Genomic DNA, 16,481 nt, shown 5'->3' on the forward strand with positions numbered 1-16,481 from the left:
CCGTTCGGAAAGGCACGGGCGCAACCACCGCACAAACATCGGGCATAATCCTTCTTACGATAGTTTTCAGCGGCCATTCTTGCGTTGAAAGCGCCTGATTTATTAGCCTGATCAGGGTTTTCATCCGCGTTGTCTTTCAGGGCGTAGAGAGCCACTGCGCCGCACCGCCGGTGTACTGGGGTCGAAAGAATGCGATCATGCGCCCCTCCCCTTGCGGGTCCGCGCAATTGCGCCATTCCTGCGTACCATGCAGGACAAAGGGATGAAGGAGCGCAGATTGCCCTGTGCCCAGAATCAGCGGTATCTCCTCGCAGGTCGCGAAAACTTCGCGGCGGGCGTCCTTATAAACTTCTGTGATATCCACTTGCGCGGGGTCATGACTTCCAATGGCTTTGCGCAATGCCGCTTGCATGATCCGGTGGCTACCGCGCCAGACGGTTGTTGGGGATCCGGCCACATTGTTGAGCGGAATAGACAGGATATACGCATGGAACTCCCGCGCGAACCGCCGCCGCGCAGGCCCTACGGGTAGAAGCCCGTCAACATGCGCCGCTGACCGCTGCCGCCGGTAGCGGTGATTTGCATCACTCTCATCGGGATCCTGCTGAGGGTAGCCCGGATAGATGATAGACACCTGCGCCTGGTGGAGCGGTAGGTCGGGGACGTGCTCGTGCCAAGGTCCCCGCAGCGCCACGCCCCCGATAAGGCCGGCCGCATCGTTAGGCAGTAAGTCCACACCCACAAACCAGGTTTTTCCATGCCTCAGATTTTCTGGCCCGTGCATCGCGGGATCAGTCGCCACTTTGCGCGCCTCAACCACCGCGGCCTGCGCCCAACGCGCCGTGTCAGGATCAGGGTCGAAGACCGTGAACCCGTCGGTGCGGTTTATCACCCCATCATCGCCTTACGCAGCATATTGAGGGCAACCAGCACCAAGAAAACGGCAAATACCCGCTTGAGTGGTTTGGGATCCATCGCGTGCGCCATGCGCGCGCCGATCGGTGCGGTAATCAGCGTCATCGCGATCACCAGCACAAAGGCCACTAAATTGACTGCACCGATGGTATAGGGTGGGCGCGTTGCAGGATCGATGCTCACAAACAAGAAACCGATCACAGACGGCACTGCGATCGCTATGCCGAACCCTGCTGCGGTGGCCACAGCACGGTGGATGGGTGTGTTATAAAGGGTCATAAGCGGTACGCCGAAACTGCCGCCACCAATCCCCATCAACACAGAAAGGAAGCCAACCGACGGCGACAGCGCTGCGAGCGAAATGCCCTTTGGCATCGCCTGCCCCAGCCGCCACTCAGAGCGTCCAAAACCCATGTAAAGACCCACCACCAGTGCCAACACACCGAATATCGCTTGCAATGTCGATGACCGCAGGCCCGAAACCACGAGCATCCCCACCACAGCACCGATCATGATACCGGGTGCCCATGCGCGCAGTATCGCCCAATCCACAGCACCTTTTTTATTATGCGCCAGTACGGAGCGGAGGGAGGTTACGATGATGGTCGCAAGAGATGTCGCAAGACACATCTGCATCAACTGGTCACCGCCGTATCCCAGAGTCTGGAACGCATAAAAGAACGCAGGCACCAGAACGATGCCACCGCCCACCCCCAGCAAGCCGGCCAGTATGCCGGCAAAGGCTCCGATCACCAGCAGCAGTACCGCCATCTGGATTAGCAACATGGTTTCCGGCATTTTGGGCGCTCCTGTGATTGTCCCGCGTGTGAGTCTTGTGGTTTTGCTACACCGCGTGCGTCTGGCTTGCCAGCATGGTTTGCGTCTGAACCTGTTCCAGTGCTTCAAGAACCAGCGCAATGCCCGCATCAGGGCGATGTGCGCCCTCCGACAGCACACGGCGCCAAATACGGGCGCCCGGACGCCCCGCGAACAGCCCCAACATCGGCCGCGTTACAGCCCCCAGTTTGCCGCCACGCTCCAAATGCGCCTCGATATAGGGCAACATGCTGTGAACGATACTTTCGGGCGTGGTATCGTCACCCTCGCCATAGATACGGCGGTCTGCCTGACACAGGATATCGCTCGGCTGGTGATAGGCTGCGCGCCCGATCATCACACCGTCCAACCCCGCATCGAGGGCTGCTTGTGCTGCCTCCAGAGTGGTTATTCCGCCGTTGAGCGAAATGTGTAAATTCGGAAACAGCTCTTTCATCCGGTGCACCAGCGGATAATTCAAGGGTGGAATATCGCGGTTTTCCTTAGGGCTTAGCCCGTCAAGCCATGCCATGCGCGCATGAACTGCCACACGCTCGATTCCCGCGCCCACCATGCGGCTTAAAAACTCCGGCAGCACCTCTTCGGGGTTCTGGTCGTCTACGCCGATGCGGCACTTCACAGTCACCTCGACATCGATCGCATGGCGCATGGCGGTAATGCATTTCGATACCAGTGCGGCATCTTTCATCAAAACCGCACCAAAGGCACCCGATTGAACGCGATCCGACGGACAACCGACATTTAGATTGATCTCGTCGTATCCCGCTGCCGCGCCGATCCGCGCCGCCTCTGCCAGCTCTGCCGGATCGGAGCCGCCAAGCTGCAAAGCTACCGGATGCTCCGACGCATCGTGATCCAACAAATGAAAAGCACGCCCCTGCACCAGCGCAGGCGAAGTCACCATTTCGGTGTAGAGCAATGTGTGCTTACTCATCATCCGGTGTAGGGTGCGGCAATGGGTTGTGGTCCAGTCCATCATAGGCGCGACAGACAGGCGCGCATTTTGATGCAAATTATACTTTTTTATTTCAGACACTTGAACCATCCATCGGCAACTTGGGTAGCGGTGTCTAGGGTTACTGCAAAACAGCCCTGACAACAATAGGCGGAGAGAAGGACCATCTTTTGATATGTCCTTGGCTAGGTAGCAGGGAAACTTGAGTTCAGGCAAAATCGATAAGAAACAACATCCAACGCCCCCGCAACGCACATTGAAAATCTGCAGGATCATCGGCACGTCAGGTAAACGGTCGCCCCCCCGTCACAGCCCTATGGCTGGTCGCATAGCACATATGTCATTTGAGCCGCGCTGCGGTCTGGATAATCAAACTGCTGGCATAGGTCAGTCGTGCCGAAAGCGACCGACCTCGTCGGTGCGCAAGCCATAACTCCTGCCAACGGCGTTCTGGCAGAGGCACGACCTTGAGACGATCAATCTCCCCGAACGAGTCTACGCCGCTTCGGGGAAGAAGAGTGTAGCCGATGCCCTGTGCAACGGACGCGGGGATCTGTCCAATCTGGTTCACATAGCCCCGGACACGCATCTTATCACCGCCGGGATATGCATCCGGAAAGTTCAGATTCAACAGATCGTCTGCGTAGGCATACCCATCAGGATGCGCGATGAAGCCGCGCGCATCAAGCTCCGCAAATGCCGTCACTTCTTCGGGCGCGCCAGCAGGCATAACCAGGCACAGCTCTTCATGTCCAAGGTGGCGTGCCTCCAATCGCGGATGTGTTGGATCAGCCGCCAACACGCCGAGGTCGAAACGTCCGTCGGTTAGACCCGCAAGTATATCCGCTTGCGGTGCTGCTTCAAGCTGGACTGAAAGATCGGGCGCACTTGTCATCCACGGGAACAATGAAGGATAGAGCAGCATAGCGAAGCTGCCTGAACAGGCGATGCGGACCTCGCCTTTATCCCTGTCATCGGTCTCAATTACCTCGCGCAGGCCTTCTTCCTCGCTGCGGCGTGAGAGGCCCAACGCAAAGACCGCCTCGCCTGCCGCCGTAAGCGTAAAGCTTTTGCCCTGCTGGCTAATCAGATTTTTACCCAGCTGCAGTTCGAGCTTTCTCAGATGCTGCGAAACGCCCGGCTGTGTCATATTCAAGCGCTCCGCCGTGCGGGTGAAATGTCCCGTCTCGCAGAGGGTCGTAAATGTGTTGAGCCAATTTGCGTTCAGCATTCTGTCGATTTCGTTTTGTTATGATTAATATTATATTTGATAATTTCACATTAAGCTCCCCCATGTCTAGGTCTGTCTCAATGCACTTTAATTGGAGACCAAAGATGACACCTACCCCACGTACATTTTCCCACATCGGCCTGTCGGTTCCCGACCTTGATGCCGCCGTCAAATTTTACTCGGAGGTCCTCGGCTTTTATGTGGTGATGCAACCTTCCGAAGCCGTCGAGGATGACAGCGCCATTGGCGTTATGTGTACAGATGTCTTCGGACCCGGTTGGGGCTCTCTCAGGATCGCGCATCTGGCAACGGCTGATGGCATCGGCATCGAGATTTTCGAGTTTCCGGGCAACTATGCACCTGAGGACAATCTCGAACACAAGCGTCAGGGCACGTTCCATTTCGCGGTACAGGACCCCGACGTTGAAGGCCTGACAAAGCGGATTGTCGCGGCCGGCGGCCGCCAGCGGATGCCCGTGCGCGAATACTTTCCCGATAAAAAGCCGTACCGGATGGTTTACGTCGAAGACCCGTTCGGGATCGTGTTCGAAATATACAGCCACAGCTACGAGTTGACTTACTCCGCCGGCGCATATGAATAAACGTTCCCGCCGCGCCCTTTGCCATTAAGGGAAAGGCGCGGCGGAAATTGGTAACAGCCTGACTTTGCAGGCCAGATTTCTTGCGCGGCACGTAGAGACCCCAAGGCACGCCAAGCCCTGCAGGGTCTTGCAATGCACGCCGTTGCAGGGATGCGCTAAAGCGGTTCCGCAGCCCTTCAGAAGGCAATAGTTTACGAGCCGTAAAGTCAAACCCCCCGTTGGCATCACGGCTAACTGCCGTCCTTCACGCGGGGCGGATAAACATATTTTCAGTCTCGCCATTCTGGTGGTCAGCGCTGCGGATCGCACGGTAAGCATGCCATGTCGCGTGACCGAGGACCGGAAAGACAACGATCAAACCGACAAATGCTGTCGCGACCGAGGCAAGGAACAGTACCAGCACGATCATGCCCCATGCCAGCATCACAGATAAGTTGTTCCAGACAAGCGCCATGCTTATTCCCAAGGCTGAAAGAGCGTCGGTACGCTCGGTCAGGAGCATCGGCATGGCGAAGACACTGATCGCGAAAGAGAAGGCTGCGAAAAGCGCGCCGACGCTCCCCCCGACCAAGAGTACCACCCAACCGATCGGCGTGGTGAAAAGCATAGGCACAATCTCGTCTGTGCCGGGGAATGGCACGATACCAAAAAACAGTGCCCAGATTAAAACTGCGGCGCGCAGCCATAGCAGCATCAGCAAAAGCAGCAAAACGCCCATAAACCACGCCTGATATCCGGACTTTGGCTGCACAAACAACATGCGCAAAAATGTCGGCTGCTCGCATTCCTCCAGCATCCGGCTTTTTTCATAAAGCCCGTTTGCGATCATAGGGCCAACCACCATAAAGCCGGCAAGCGCCGGGAAAAGGGCGTATTCGTAATTGAACAAGAACAGCGCCCAGACAATCAGCGCCGAGGCTGCAAATATTCCAAAGCCGTACAAAAGGCTGGGTACCGGATTGTTCCATAGGTCCGACCATCCCGCCCGGAGCCAGGCAAACGCCGTTTGCCACGGCAGGTTGCGCGCCCGACGGTTTTCTACCGGTAGTGCCGGCACAACGCCCGGAATGACATCAGCCGCTTCATGGCTATCAGGTTTGGGCGGGTTGTCGGAATTGTTTGTGTGATCACTCAGCATGATGGTTTCGCCGCGCGCAATGCTGCGGCTCCTTCTGTCTGGGGTTGCAGGACGCAGTCGGGTTTGGACGTGAATGCAACCGCGATGAGATGTGCATTTGCACCAATGAACAGGATTGTGACAAAGCTGACAGCGGCAAGCGCAAACAAGCGTGAACCTGTCCAGAACCGGGATCTGGAAACCGTCATCATTGCGCGACCTCCTGCCCAAGTCCCTGAAGATAGACGGCAAGAACTTTACGCTCTGTTTCGGTCATGCGCCCCTCCCACGCAGGCATCCAGCCCTGGCGGCCCTCCCAGATTGTGGTGAACATGCTTTCATCGTCGCCGCCGTAGATCCAGAAATCATCTGTCAGATCGGGCGCTCCCACATCGGTGTTACCCGCGCCGCTGTCACCATGGCAGCTCGCACAGTTATCCGCGAAGATCTCGGAACCGGCTGCAATTGTGTCGGCTTGTGCAACCTCTCCAGACAGCGACTGAACGTAGTCCACAACAGTGCGGATGTCTTCACGGGGCAATATGCCGTCACGCCCGAATGCGAGCATCTGCGCCCATCTGGTATCGGGATGGGTCGCGTTAATGCCCACGCGCAATGTCTCCATGATGCTTTCGGTGTCGCCGCCCCAAAGCCATGCACCGTCAACCAAGCTGGGAAAACCCGGTCCGCCATCGGCCAAACGGCCATGGCAGCCCGCGCAATTGTCACCGAACAACTGGTGCGCAGTGCCGTTAAGCTGCGTCATCATCGCGGGATCCCCAAGTATTTCGCTGGCAGGCAGCACAGCGATCCGGTCGGCCCAAGCGGAACGCCCCATATTTGCGGCGATAATTTTTTCTTCTACCTCAACGCGCTGGTCGAGGCCAAGAATGCCCTTCGTATAGGTTGTGACCAAGGGCCATGAAGGCAGGAGCACCCACATCACCAGCGCCCAGATGTGCGTCAGGATGATGAAAAACCACACTGCACGGGGTACGCGGGTGTTCAACTCGGTGATACCGTTCCATTCGTGTCCGGTGGTCTGGTGCCCTGTAAGCGGGTCGCGGTCTTTTACCGACATGGTTGATCCTCCGCGGATGTTGGGGTGCGCGGTACGGGGGCGTGATGCGCCGGACCGTCTTCATCGTCCAGAATGCTGTTCGCAGCCTTGTCAAAACGGCGTCCCAGAGACGGCCAGAAGGCATAAACCGTGATGCCTATAGACAGCGCAATCAACCAGAACAGGCCAAATGACTTCGCGAGACCGACAAGCAGATCATGTGAAATATTCATCGCTTATTCCTTTGCCAGCGGTTGAAGTTGGGCGGGCAGATCGGTCAGACGCCCGAGGATCTGCAAATATGCTACGAGTGCATCCATTTCGGTCACACGGTCGGATCGCCCGTCGAACATGCGCACAGCAGTTGCATCACCATACCGCGAGATCACACCATCGGCACGGTCGCTATCGGGCTGGGCCTGCCCCACCGCATCATCACTCGCGTGCTCGATCATATCGTCGCTATAGGGCACGCCCACAGCCCGCAGCGCCCAAAGCCGGTCCGGCAGATCGTCGAGGCGCAGTTTTGCATCGAGCAGGGAGGCATAGTGCGGCATTACGGATTCCGGCACCAAGGCACGCGGATCAACAAGGTGGCGCACCTGCCAGTCATCCGAATATTTCTCGCCTATGCGGGCAAGGTCGGGACCGGTACGCTTCGAACCCCAAAGCATCGGATGATCATATTGCGATTCAACTGCCAGCGAATAAGGCCCGTAGCGCTCGACCTCGTCGCGCAGGGTACGGATCATCTGGCTGTGACAGGCATAACAGCCCTCGCGGATGTAGATATCGCGGCCCGCCTGCTCAAGCGGTGTATAGAGCCGCATGTCGGGGTCGATCTCCACAGTATCGTCGATGGTGAACAGCGGTGCGATCTCGACAAAGCCGCCAACACTCGCCGCGAGGATGATCCCGAACGTGAGTGCCATTGAGTGGCGCTCGGCGCGATAGTGGGTTTTTGCCTGAAATTCGAATACCTTGGCAAAGGGTTTTAGGAGGGTTTTCAACATTGGGCTACTCCGCGGCCGGCAGTGCCGGCTCCAAGGCTTTGGTGGGTGTCGGATAATCCAGATCAGGCTCAAGCTCGGGAACGTGGCGGATCGTCATGATCACGTTCCAGAACCCGATGCAGGCACCAATCAGGAAGAGCAGACCCCCGAACGTACGGGCGATATAGTAAGGGTGCATCGCGATCAGCGTGTCGGTGAAGCTAAAGCGCAATGCGCCGCCTTCGGTATATGTCCGCCACATCAGCCCTTGGGTGATGCCACTGTTCCACATCGCAAAGACGTAAATGACCGTTCCCGCCAGCGCCAACCAGAAGTGCCATTCGACAGCTTTCCATGAATACATCGTTTCGCGGCGCCACAGCACAGGCGTCAGCGCGTAGATTGACCCGAAAGTGATCAGCGCGACCCAGCCCATCGCTCCGGCATGAACATGCCCGATCGTCCAGTCGGTGTAATGGGACAGCGCGTTTACCGGACGGATCGCCATAAACGACCCCTCGAAGGTGGACAGACCATAGAATACAGCCGCGACCATCATGAACCGCAGCGTCGCGTCATCGCGCACTTTGTGCCACGCGCCATTCAGCGTCATCAGCGCATTGCCCGCCGATGCCCATGACGGGATCAGTAGCATCACCGAAAACGTCATTCCGAGGGTTTGAACCCAATGCGGAAGCGCAGTGTAGTGCAGATGGTGCGAGCCTGCCCAGATATAGAAGAAGGTAATCCCCCAGAAGGACAGAATAGACAGGCGGTAGGAATAAATCGGACGCCCTGCACGCTTGGGCAGGAAGTAATAGAGCATCCCCAAAAAGCCCGAAGTCAGGAAGAAAGCCACCGCATTATGGCCATACCACCACTGGGTCATAGCGTCCTGAACGCCCGAGAACGCTGAATAACTTTTTGCACCGCTAAAGGACGCAGGCACGGCCAGGTTGTTGACGATATGAAGAATCGCAACGACAAGAATGAACGCCAGATAATACCAGTTCGCAACATAGATGTGCGGCTCGTTGCGGCGCGCAAGTGTCCGGATATAGAGCACAAAGTAGACGACCCAGACAACGACAAGCCAGATGTCGGCATACCACTCGGGTTCGGCATATTCCTTGGACTGTGTAACACCCATGAGATACCCGCTTGCTGCGATGATGCAAAACAGGTTGAACCCCAACAGCACGAACCACGGCGTTACCTGATCGGGCATCCGCGCACGACAAGTCCGCTGCATAATATGAAACGACGTGGCGATCAGGGCATTGCCCCCAAAGCCAAAGATGACGCCGGATGTATGAACTGGACGGATCCTTCCGAAACTCGACCATGGTGCATCAAAGCGCAGATCGGGCCACGCGAGCTGGGACGCAACCCAGACGCCCATGCCCATGCCGACAATGGCCCAGATCAAGGTCAGAATGATGCCGACCTTGGTAGGGTCGTCATAGTAGGATGCTGCGCGGTCCTCATCGGGTTCATGATTATACAGGGCGTTACCCACGACAAAGAACAGCACACCGCAGAACAGAAGGACAATCCAGCCATGAGCGCCCATGACGTCATTGCGCCCCGCAACGGCCATGATAAGGCCGATCAGGGCGCCGATCCCCGTGATCAGCATTGCACGGGCGCGTTCGGCACCGGTCAGGTTGGACATCATGATTTAGTCTCCTTGGGCTTGGCAGGCGTCTTGGTGTTAGTTCCGGTGAGCGGTCTGTCATCATCGAACAGGATGCGCTCTGCATCGCCGGACAGGTCTTCGTACTGGTTGGACCGCAAGCTCCAGAAGAAAGCGGTCAGCCCGATAATCCCCATCAGCAGGGTTACGGGAATGAGGATCGTGAGGACCGTCATGCGGCCACCTCCTTTAAACGTACCGGTGCCGCGGCTGGGCGGATGTCAGGTTGTGCCGCACGGTTCAGCCGCAGGGCATTGAGCGTTACGAGGATCGAAGACCCAGACATCGCAAGAGCCGCGATCAGGGGCGTCACCACCCCCGCAACGGCAAGCGGTATAGCGATGCAATTATAAATGATGGCCAGTGTAAAATTTTGCCGCACGATTTTTGCAGTGTCGCGTGCAACCTGCCATGTTGCAGGGACAGCCCCCAGATTGTCGCGCAGGAAGACAAAGTCTGCTGCCATTCGGCCTGCGTCCGCCGCGCTGGAAGGCGCCATGGACACATGCGCCGCCGCAAGTGCTGCCGTGTCGTTCAGCCCGTCCCCGACCATCAGTGCCCTGTGCCCTGCCCCGCGCAGCACCTCCAGCGCCTCAATCTTTGCAGCGGGCGTAGCGCCATAACGGACGTCCTCAATCCCGACAGCGTCGGCAATATGCAGCGCGCGGCTCTCGATGTCGCCGGAAATCATCGCGACAGGAACTTCCAGCCCCTTGAACACAGCAATAGCGTCAACTGCACCGGGGCGCAGGCTTTCGCTCAGGGCGAAAGAGAAAGCTGGCGCTCCCTCAAAGGCAAAAACGGGGCTTGCCATATCTGCGGGGACCTTTGCAATTTCCCGAACCCAGTCCGCACGACCAAGACGGGCGCGCCGTCCCTCTACCCATCCCTCGACACCGAAACCGGGCAACTCGGTCGTGTCCGATACCTCCTGCGCATGATCGGAAATGTGCATCATAATCGCGCGCGATGCGGGGTGGCCGGAATGCAGCGCAAGCGCCTTGACCGCCGCGCGTGCAGCGGCTGTCGCAGGCACCGCAGCAATGGTCGGTGATCCGGTGGTCAGGGTGCCCGTTTTGTCGAACACGGCGCGGTCGATTTCCGCCAGCCTTTCAAGCGATGACCCGTCCTTCATCAAAATGCCCATGCGCATCAGGCGGCCTGCGGCGACAACATGTGCGACAGGCACGGCCAGTCCAAGCGCACAGGGGCAGGTGATGATAAGCACGCTGATGGCCACGAACGCGGAGGTCTGCCAATCGCCGCCGGTGACGAACATCCATCCTGCAAAGGTCGCCAGCGCCAGTGTATGAACGACTGGCGCATAGAGTCGCGCGGCACGGTCAGCGATGCGGACATAACCGGCCCTACCCGTCTCTGCCGCCGTTTGCATCCGGATCATCTGCGCCAAAAATGAGCTGTCGGAATCGCGCAAGGCACGCACTTCAATCGTACCAGTGAGATTGAGGGTTCCGGCCTCCAACGTATCCCCCGGCCCTGCAGCAACCGGCATGGCCTCGCCGGTGATCAGCGAACAGTCCAGATCCGTACTCCCGCTCTGGATGACCGCATCGACGGGCAACCGCTCGTTCGGAGCGACAGACAACATGGCACCAACGGACACACCGGACAGTGGAACGTAGGAAACGGTGCCGTCCTCCTGGCGGACCATCGCGCCGCTCGGTGACAAACGTGCCAGTCCGGTAACTGCACTACGCGCCCGCGCCCTCATCAAATGATCCAGATACCTCCCTGCCAACAAAAAGAACAACAAGGTGACTGCCGCGTCGAAAAATACATGCTCCCCGCCGCCCAAGGTCTCGAATACGCTCAGCGCAAGGGCCAGAATAACACCCAGCGATATTGGCACATCCATGTTTGTGCGCCGTGCCTTCAGAGCCCCGATTGCGGACGCAAAAAACGGCTGACCCGCATAGGCGACCACAGGAACGGCGATCAGTGCGGAAACCAGATGGAATGTGTCGCGGGTCTGGTCTTCGGCGCCGGACCAAACGCCAACCGACAGCAGCATGATATTCGCAGCACCAAAACCGGCAATGGCCATAGCGCGCAAAAGCTGTCGGCCGACAACATCGGTTTTTTCAGCGTCAGGATCGCCCATGTCGGCGGGGGTGGCATCAAAGCCCAGCGCGGCGAGCGCATCAATCACATTCACCGGATCAGCATCGGGACCGGCCAACGTGACGTTAGCCTGCCGCAGCGTGAGATTGACCCGCGCCGATCGCACATCCTCGCGCGCATTCAGCGCCCGTTCGATAGAAGCGATACATCCGCCACATTTGATACCGGGCACAGACAGAACAATATGGCCATCACCGTTCTCCAATGTTCGCAGGCTTGCGCGCACCTGCGCGCGATCAAGCGGACCGGGTGCCGCATCTGCCGAAAGTCGCGAAGCCAGCACACCAATTGCGGGATTACTGCTTACCATTATTTCTGCCCCGCCTTCCGGATACCCACGCCAATTACCGATCATCCTGCGATCAGCAGCGTCACAATTGCCACGCTGGCACATATGGCAGGTTGATCTGGATCAAGGTTTTTCCAGAATTCGCGCTTAAGCTGATGATACTTTGACCTGCACAAGGAAGCTCTGACACTCACATGCAACAGCCCCTTCAATCCTCGCATCTCATCGGCTTGCGCGACTTTGGTGTTTGTCTGGAGGAGCAGTTCGATCTGTGCGTGAAGCTGGAGGACCTTGCAGACTCGCTCCCCTCGAAAGTAGATACCCGTGTGGCGATGATGCTTGCCCGTCGCCTGCAATCTGCCTTGCGTCGGTGTCACGCCTTGGAGGAAAAAATCGTATTTCCGGTTTTACTAAGTGCTCAGACAGATATTGCGGCCATTCTGGACCGGCTGCGGCAGGAGCACCTTGAAGACGAGTATCATGCCAACGATGTATATGATGCCATTCAGGCGTATGTCGCCACACGCGACAGGAAGGATGCCGAGCAACTTGGATATATGCTCAGGTGCCTGTTTATCTCATTGCGGCGGCATCTGGCCTTCGACTGTGACTATGTGCTGCCACTGTTGCGGCGCGCGGCAGTTCTCTGAGGGTCTGTTGGTACAACGCCTGCGTGAATTTCGAGCGCTGTTAAATCGCTGACTGTGACACAGCGGTTTTTTTCGATCGTCACGATCCCTGCCTTGCGCAGATGCGAGAGCTGGCGGCTGACCGTTTCGACCGTCAGCCCGAGAAAGTCCGCGATGTCCGCCCGGCGGAGTGGAATGTCGAAACTGTTCGCGAAGCCGTTTGCATAGGGGTTGATGTGCCGTCCCAGCAACAGCAAAAAAGAAGCGACCTTTTCGGCTGCGGTTTTCTGCCCCAGTGTCATCATCCAGTCCCGTGCATCATCCAGCTCGCGAAGCGCCTGCTCATAGAGGCGGTGCTCCAATCCGGGCGATTGGCGTAGCATTTCTTCCAATGCCGATCTGGGGAATGTGCACAGGCGCACCGTGCTGGCGGCCTCTGCTCCGATCTCGCTGCTTTTGGCAAATGGCCGCCCTAGAAAATCGGGTGCAAACTGAAGTCCCACAATCTGCTGGCGACCATCAGGCAACAGACTGGTGAGCTTCACAACCCCGCTCAGGATATTGGCGTAACCATCGGCTGGCATACCGGCTGCGATCAATTCGGCACCCGGTTCAACCTCGCGGCGTCCGGCCTGTCGCCCCAACTGCACCAGCTGTTCGGGATCCAGCGCGCCGCATATTCCCCGATGACGTGCTTCGCATGCCTGACAAAGCGTCGGTACATCGGCGTTATGGATATCGCGTCGCATGTAGGCGCCTCCTTGTATCTGTTTGCAGCAGCAAAACCTACCGTGAGCGACATCTCATCGCGTCTGGTCGTAGGCCTGATATTCAGGTCTGAACGCGGTCCCTCAAGATACTCTTATACTCGATAAGCCTGCACGGTATTGAAAATCCGGCGAGTCGGCTTAGCTTAACCGAACCGACTGCGTACTTAAACGTCTGCAAGGGGTATCACACAAAATGATATTTTGGGATAGCCAGTACGCAGGCGCAAAACGGGACTGCCACGCGGCAAACATTGCCCCTATGCGGGAAATTTTTCCAGCTTGGCAAGGATCGGGCAATCAGGCCGGCTGTCGCCTGCGCATTCACGCACCAGATGGGACAGAGTATCGCGGATCGCGGCGAGATCTTCGATTTTACGCTCGATCTGTTGCAAGTGCTCTTTCGCAATGGCGCGCACATCCGCGCTCGCGCGGTCCTGATCATCCCACAGCGCCAGCAAATTACGGCAATCCTCAATGGTAAATCCCAGCGCACGGGAGCGTCCCAGAAACGCCAGCTTGTGCATATCGCTCTCGCGAAAACTGCGATAGCCGTTTGTATCACGCAGCGGTGTAATGAGGCCGATGTCCTCATAATAACGTATGGTCTTGACAGGAAGGCCGGATTTCTTGGCCACTTCGCCGATGTTCATAAGCTTCCTCCTACTCTGCTATTGCGGGGACAAAGGCGGGCTTGCCCCCACGACGGGTAGTTTCTTCCGCAACAGGCCGTTTGATCCAGCGTAACCGTAATGCATTGGACAGAACAAAAACACTCGATAACGCCATCGCCCCTGCCGCCAGCGCGGGCGATAGCATGAGGCCCGACACAGGATAGAATACTCCGGCCGCTACAGGGATCAGAAGTGCGTTATATCCAAAAGCCCAAAACAGATTTTGCCGGATGTTGCGCATGGTTCGGCGACTGACGTGAAATGCGTTAACAACACCGCCAAGATCGCCAGACATCAGCACAACATCCGCTGCCTCTATGGCCACATCTGTGCCAGTACCGATGGCCACCCCCACATCCGCATGCGCGAGCGCAGGCGCATCATTGATCCCGTCCCCGACAAAAGCGACCTTGCGCCCCCCTGCTTGCAACTGCTGCATTGCAGTGACTTTGCCTTCAGGCAGAACTTCGGCAACGATTACATCAATCCCCAGTTGGGACCCGATCGCCTCAGCCGTGGCTTGATTGTCACCCGTGATCATTGCCACCTTGAGACCGAGCCCATGCAGCGCCGCAATTGCCTGTGCACTACCTGCCTTTACAGGGTCCGACACTGCGATGACTGCTGCCAACTGCCCGTCGATTGCAGCGTAAAGCGGAGTCTTGCCCGCTTGCCCCAGTAGCGTACCGGCATCCCGTACACCGTCCAGCGCAATGCCTTCACGCAGCATCAGGCGGTCGGCACCGACGAGGATCTGCTGCCCCTCGACAACCGCGCTAACACCGTAGCCGGTAATCGACCGAAAATTTTCTACCGCTGCAAGGGTCAATCCATCGTGCTGTGCATGACGCACGATGGCATCTGCAACAGGATGTTCCGAAGTGGCCTCGACCGACGCAACAAGGCGCAGCACGTCGCGTTGCGTGAACCCCTCCGTCACGGTCAGATCCGTCAGTTCAGGCCGCCCTTGGGTCAGCGTGCCGGTTTTGTCAAAAGCAACTGTTTGGATGTCGCCCAGCGATTGCAGTGCATCACCGCGCCGGAACAGCACCCCCATCTGCGCCGCACGCCCCGTTCCCACCATAATAGAAGTGGGGGTGGCCAGACCCATGGCACAGGGGCAAGCGATGATAAGCACGGCAACCGCCGCCACCACTGCAAAGCCCAGCGCGGGTGTTGGCCCCACCACCAGCCACGCGCAAAACGTCAGTGCCGCAATCCCCATCACCGCAGGAACGAACCATAGCGTAATCCGGTTAACCAGATCCTGAATGGGCAGCTTGGCACCCTGTGCTTCCTCAACCATGCGAATAATCTGCGACAGCATCGTATCGCTGCCCACCTTTGTGGCGCGAAACACCAGCGCGCCGGCACCATTGACCGTCCCACCAACAACGGTGGCACCTTGGGATTTCTCCACCGGAACAGGCTCACCCGTTATCATGCTTTCATCGACATAAGAGGCACCGCTCACGATTGTACCATCGAGAGGGATCTGCGCACCCGGTCGAACCTGTACCAGATCACCGACGACGATATCATCGACGGCCACTTCAATAGTCTCGCCTCCGCGCTCCACACGGGCGGTACTGGCCTTGAGGCCGACAAGTCGCGCGATTGCCTCTCCGGTCCGGCCCTTCGCACGCGCCTCAAGGAACCGACCCAGAAGAATTAGCGTGACGATCATCGCAGCCGCCTCGAAATAGACCGCACGGCTACCGGCAGGCAGCAACGCAGGAACAAACAACGCAACTGTGGAATACCCCCAAGCCGCCGAGGTGCCCAGCGCCACAAGCGAATTCATATCAGGGGCGCCGCGCAACAGCGCCGGAAACCCCTTGAGATAAAACTGCCGCCCCGGAACCGCGAGAACAATGGTCGTCAGCACAAACTGAATGCCCCAACTCACCGACATGCCCATCGTTTCCATAATCCAAAGGTGCAGCGCGGGGATCATATGACCGCCCATCTCAAGCACAAAAACTGGCAATGTCAGTGCCGCAGCCAGCAATGTCATAAATTTGAGATGGGTTTCTTCCATAGCTTTGCGATCACGAACATCCTGTGCGCCGCCGTCTTCAGTGACCAATCGAGCAGGGTATCCTGCCTCGTTTGCCGCCCGTGAAATTACTTCGGTGGGAATCGCCAACGCTTCAACAGTTGCCACCTCTTGCGCCAAATTGACGGCGGCATGGACAACACCGGGCACGGCCATCAGGGCATGCTCGACCCGCCCCACGCAGGAGGCACAGGACATATTTTCAACCGAAAACCTGTAGGTTTGCAGCTGAGCCGGATATCCCGCCTGCGATAGCGCAACAGCAACATCCCGCAAACCCGCACCGTCAGCCATCACTACCGTGGCCGTCTGCGCTGCAAGATTAACGCTTGCCGACTGCACGTCCTTTACAGCCGTCAAGGCATTTTCAACCCGCCCCACGCATGAGCCGCAGGACATATCGCGCACGTGAAAGGTGAAAGAATTTTGGCGGCTCATGTCATCGACTCCTGTGTTTCACCTCATCACATAGGGGTTCCAGCAGCTGGAGGGTCAAGGGCAGATCTGGGATTGTTT

17 protein-coding genes are annotated in these 16,481 nt (G+C 57.7%); 2 read left to right on the forward strand and 15 right to left on the reverse strand.

The features are described 5' to 3' along the window. Positions 1-136: 136 nt before the first annotated feature. The 4 genes from C8N30_RS16925 to C8N30_RS16940 all read right to left on the reverse strand — a co-directional run bounded on the left by C8N30_RS16925 (position 137) and on the right by C8N30_RS16940 (position 3,938). Entirely contained in the window at positions 137-892 is a 756-nt protein-coding gene (locus C8N30_RS16925) for a hypothetical protein (protein WP_025061610.1), read from the reverse strand. Beyond that, positions 889-1,713: a sulfite exporter TauE/SafE family protein gene (locus tag C8N30_RS16930; RefSeq protein WP_025061609.1), complete on the reverse strand. Its 825-nt coding sequence runs from the start codon at positions 1,711-1,713 to the stop codon at positions 889-891. The genes C8N30_RS16925 and C8N30_RS16930 overlap by 4 nt, the downstream gene beginning before the upstream one ends. A 46-nt stretch (positions 1,714-1,759) precedes the next feature. Then, positions 1,760-2,797 (reverse strand): tRNA dihydrouridine(20/20a) synthase DusA, encoded by a 1,038-nt coding sequence (gene dusA / locus C8N30_RS16935; RefSeq protein ID WP_037967824.1) that lies wholly within the window; start codon positions 2,795-2,797, stop codon positions 1,760-1,762. A 250-nt stretch (positions 2,798-3,047) separates the two neighbouring features. Further along, complete coding sequence (locus C8N30_RS16940; RefSeq protein ID WP_025061607.1) at positions 3,048-3,938, reverse strand: LysR family transcriptional regulator; 891 nt, start codon at positions 3,936-3,938, stop codon at positions 3,048-3,050. A gap of 104 nt (positions 3,939-4,042) precedes the next feature. Between C8N30_RS16940 and C8N30_RS16945 the strand changes: the two genes are divergently transcribed. Then, positions 4,043-4,540, forward strand: coding sequence for a lactoylglutathione lyase family protein (locus tag C8N30_RS16945; protein ID WP_025061606.1), 498 nt, complete (start codon positions 4,043-4,045; stop codon positions 4,538-4,540). A 244-nt stretch (positions 4,541-4,784) separates the two neighbouring features. Here C8N30_RS16945 and C8N30_RS16950 read toward each other — a convergent pair whose 3' ends face one another. From C8N30_RS16950 to C8N30_RS16985, 8 genes are read right to left on the reverse strand one after another with little or no spacing between them, the layout of a single operon-like run. Beyond that, positions 4,785-5,678, reverse strand: coding sequence for a DUF2189 domain-containing protein (locus tag C8N30_RS16950; protein ID WP_025061605.1), 894 nt, complete (start codon positions 5,676-5,678; stop codon positions 4,785-4,787). Further along, positions 5,672-5,869, reverse strand: coding sequence for a hypothetical protein (locus tag C8N30_RS16955; RefSeq protein WP_037967822.1), 198 nt, complete (start codon positions 5,867-5,869; stop codon positions 5,672-5,674). Before C8N30_RS16955 ends, C8N30_RS16950 begins: the two co-directional genes overlap by 7 nt. Next, positions 5,866-6,738: a cytochrome-c oxidase, cbb3-type subunit III gene (gene ccoP, locus C8N30_RS16960; RefSeq protein WP_025061603.1), complete on the reverse strand. Its 873-nt coding sequence runs from the start codon at positions 6,736-6,738 to the stop codon at positions 5,866-5,868. Before ccoP ends, C8N30_RS16955 begins: the two co-directional genes overlap by 4 nt. Further along, positions 6,729-6,950 carry a cbb3-type cytochrome c oxidase subunit 3 gene (locus C8N30_RS16965; RefSeq protein ID WP_025061602.1) on the reverse strand — a complete coding sequence of 74 codons (222 nt, stop codon included), beginning with the start codon at positions 6,948-6,950 and terminating at the stop codon, positions 6,729-6,731. Before C8N30_RS16965 ends, ccoP begins: the two co-directional genes overlap by 10 nt. 3 nt (positions 6,951-6,953) lie before the next feature. Then, positions 6,954-7,730: a cytochrome-c oxidase, cbb3-type subunit II gene (ccoO, locus tag C8N30_RS16970; protein WP_025061601.1), complete on the reverse strand. Its 777-nt coding sequence runs from the start codon at positions 7,728-7,730 to the stop codon at positions 6,954-6,956. 4 nt (positions 7,731-7,734) lie between these two features. Beyond that, positions 7,735-9,387, reverse strand: a complete 1,653-nt coding sequence (gene ccoN, locus C8N30_RS16975) for a cytochrome-c oxidase, cbb3-type subunit I (RefSeq protein ID WP_025061600.1) — start codon at positions 9,385-9,387, stop codon at positions 7,735-7,737. Continuing rightward, positions 9,384-9,581: a cbb3-type cytochrome oxidase assembly protein CcoS gene (ccoS, locus tag C8N30_RS16980; RefSeq protein WP_025061599.1), complete on the reverse strand. Its 198-nt coding sequence runs from the start codon at positions 9,579-9,581 to the stop codon at positions 9,384-9,386. Before ccoS ends, ccoN begins: the two co-directional genes overlap by 4 nt. Beyond that, positions 9,578-11,857, reverse strand: coding sequence for a heavy metal translocating P-type ATPase (locus C8N30_RS16985; RefSeq protein ID WP_025061598.1), 2,280 nt, complete (start codon positions 11,855-11,857; stop codon positions 9,578-9,580). The genes ccoS and C8N30_RS16985 overlap by 4 nt, the downstream gene beginning before the upstream one ends. A gap of 173 nt (positions 11,858-12,030) precedes the next feature. On the opposite strand from C8N30_RS16985, the gene C8N30_RS16990 reads away from it, so the two are divergent. Then, entirely contained in the window at positions 12,031-12,486 is a 456-nt protein-coding gene (locus C8N30_RS16990; protein ID WP_025061597.1) for a hemerythrin domain-containing protein, read from the forward strand. Here the strand turns inward: C8N30_RS16990 and C8N30_RS16995 are convergent. From C8N30_RS16995 to C8N30_RS17005, 3 genes are all read right to left on the reverse strand, one after another. Next, a complete protein-coding gene (locus C8N30_RS16995) occupies positions 12,447-13,214 on the reverse strand; it encodes a Crp/Fnr family transcriptional regulator (RefSeq protein ID WP_025061596.1) in 768 nt (255 codons plus the stop codon). The genes C8N30_RS16990 and C8N30_RS16995 overlap by 40 nt on opposite strands. Positions 13,215-13,492: 278 nt before the next feature. Continuing rightward, positions 13,493-13,885: a Cu(I)-responsive transcriptional regulator gene (gene cueR / locus C8N30_RS17000; protein ID WP_025061595.1), complete on the reverse strand. Its 393-nt coding sequence runs from the start codon at positions 13,883-13,885 to the stop codon at positions 13,493-13,495. Between the two features lie 10 nt (positions 13,886-13,895). Next, complete coding sequence (locus C8N30_RS17005; RefSeq protein WP_025061594.1) at positions 13,896-16,403, reverse strand: heavy metal translocating P-type ATPase; 2,508 nt, start codon at positions 16,401-16,403, stop codon at positions 13,896-13,898. Positions 16,404-16,481: the final 78 nt, after the last annotated feature.

The organism is Sulfitobacter guttiformis (assembly GCF_003610455.1).
Lineage (GTDB): Bacteria > Pseudomonadota > Alphaproteobacteria > Rhodobacterales > Rhodobacteraceae > Sulfitobacter > Sulfitobacter guttiformis.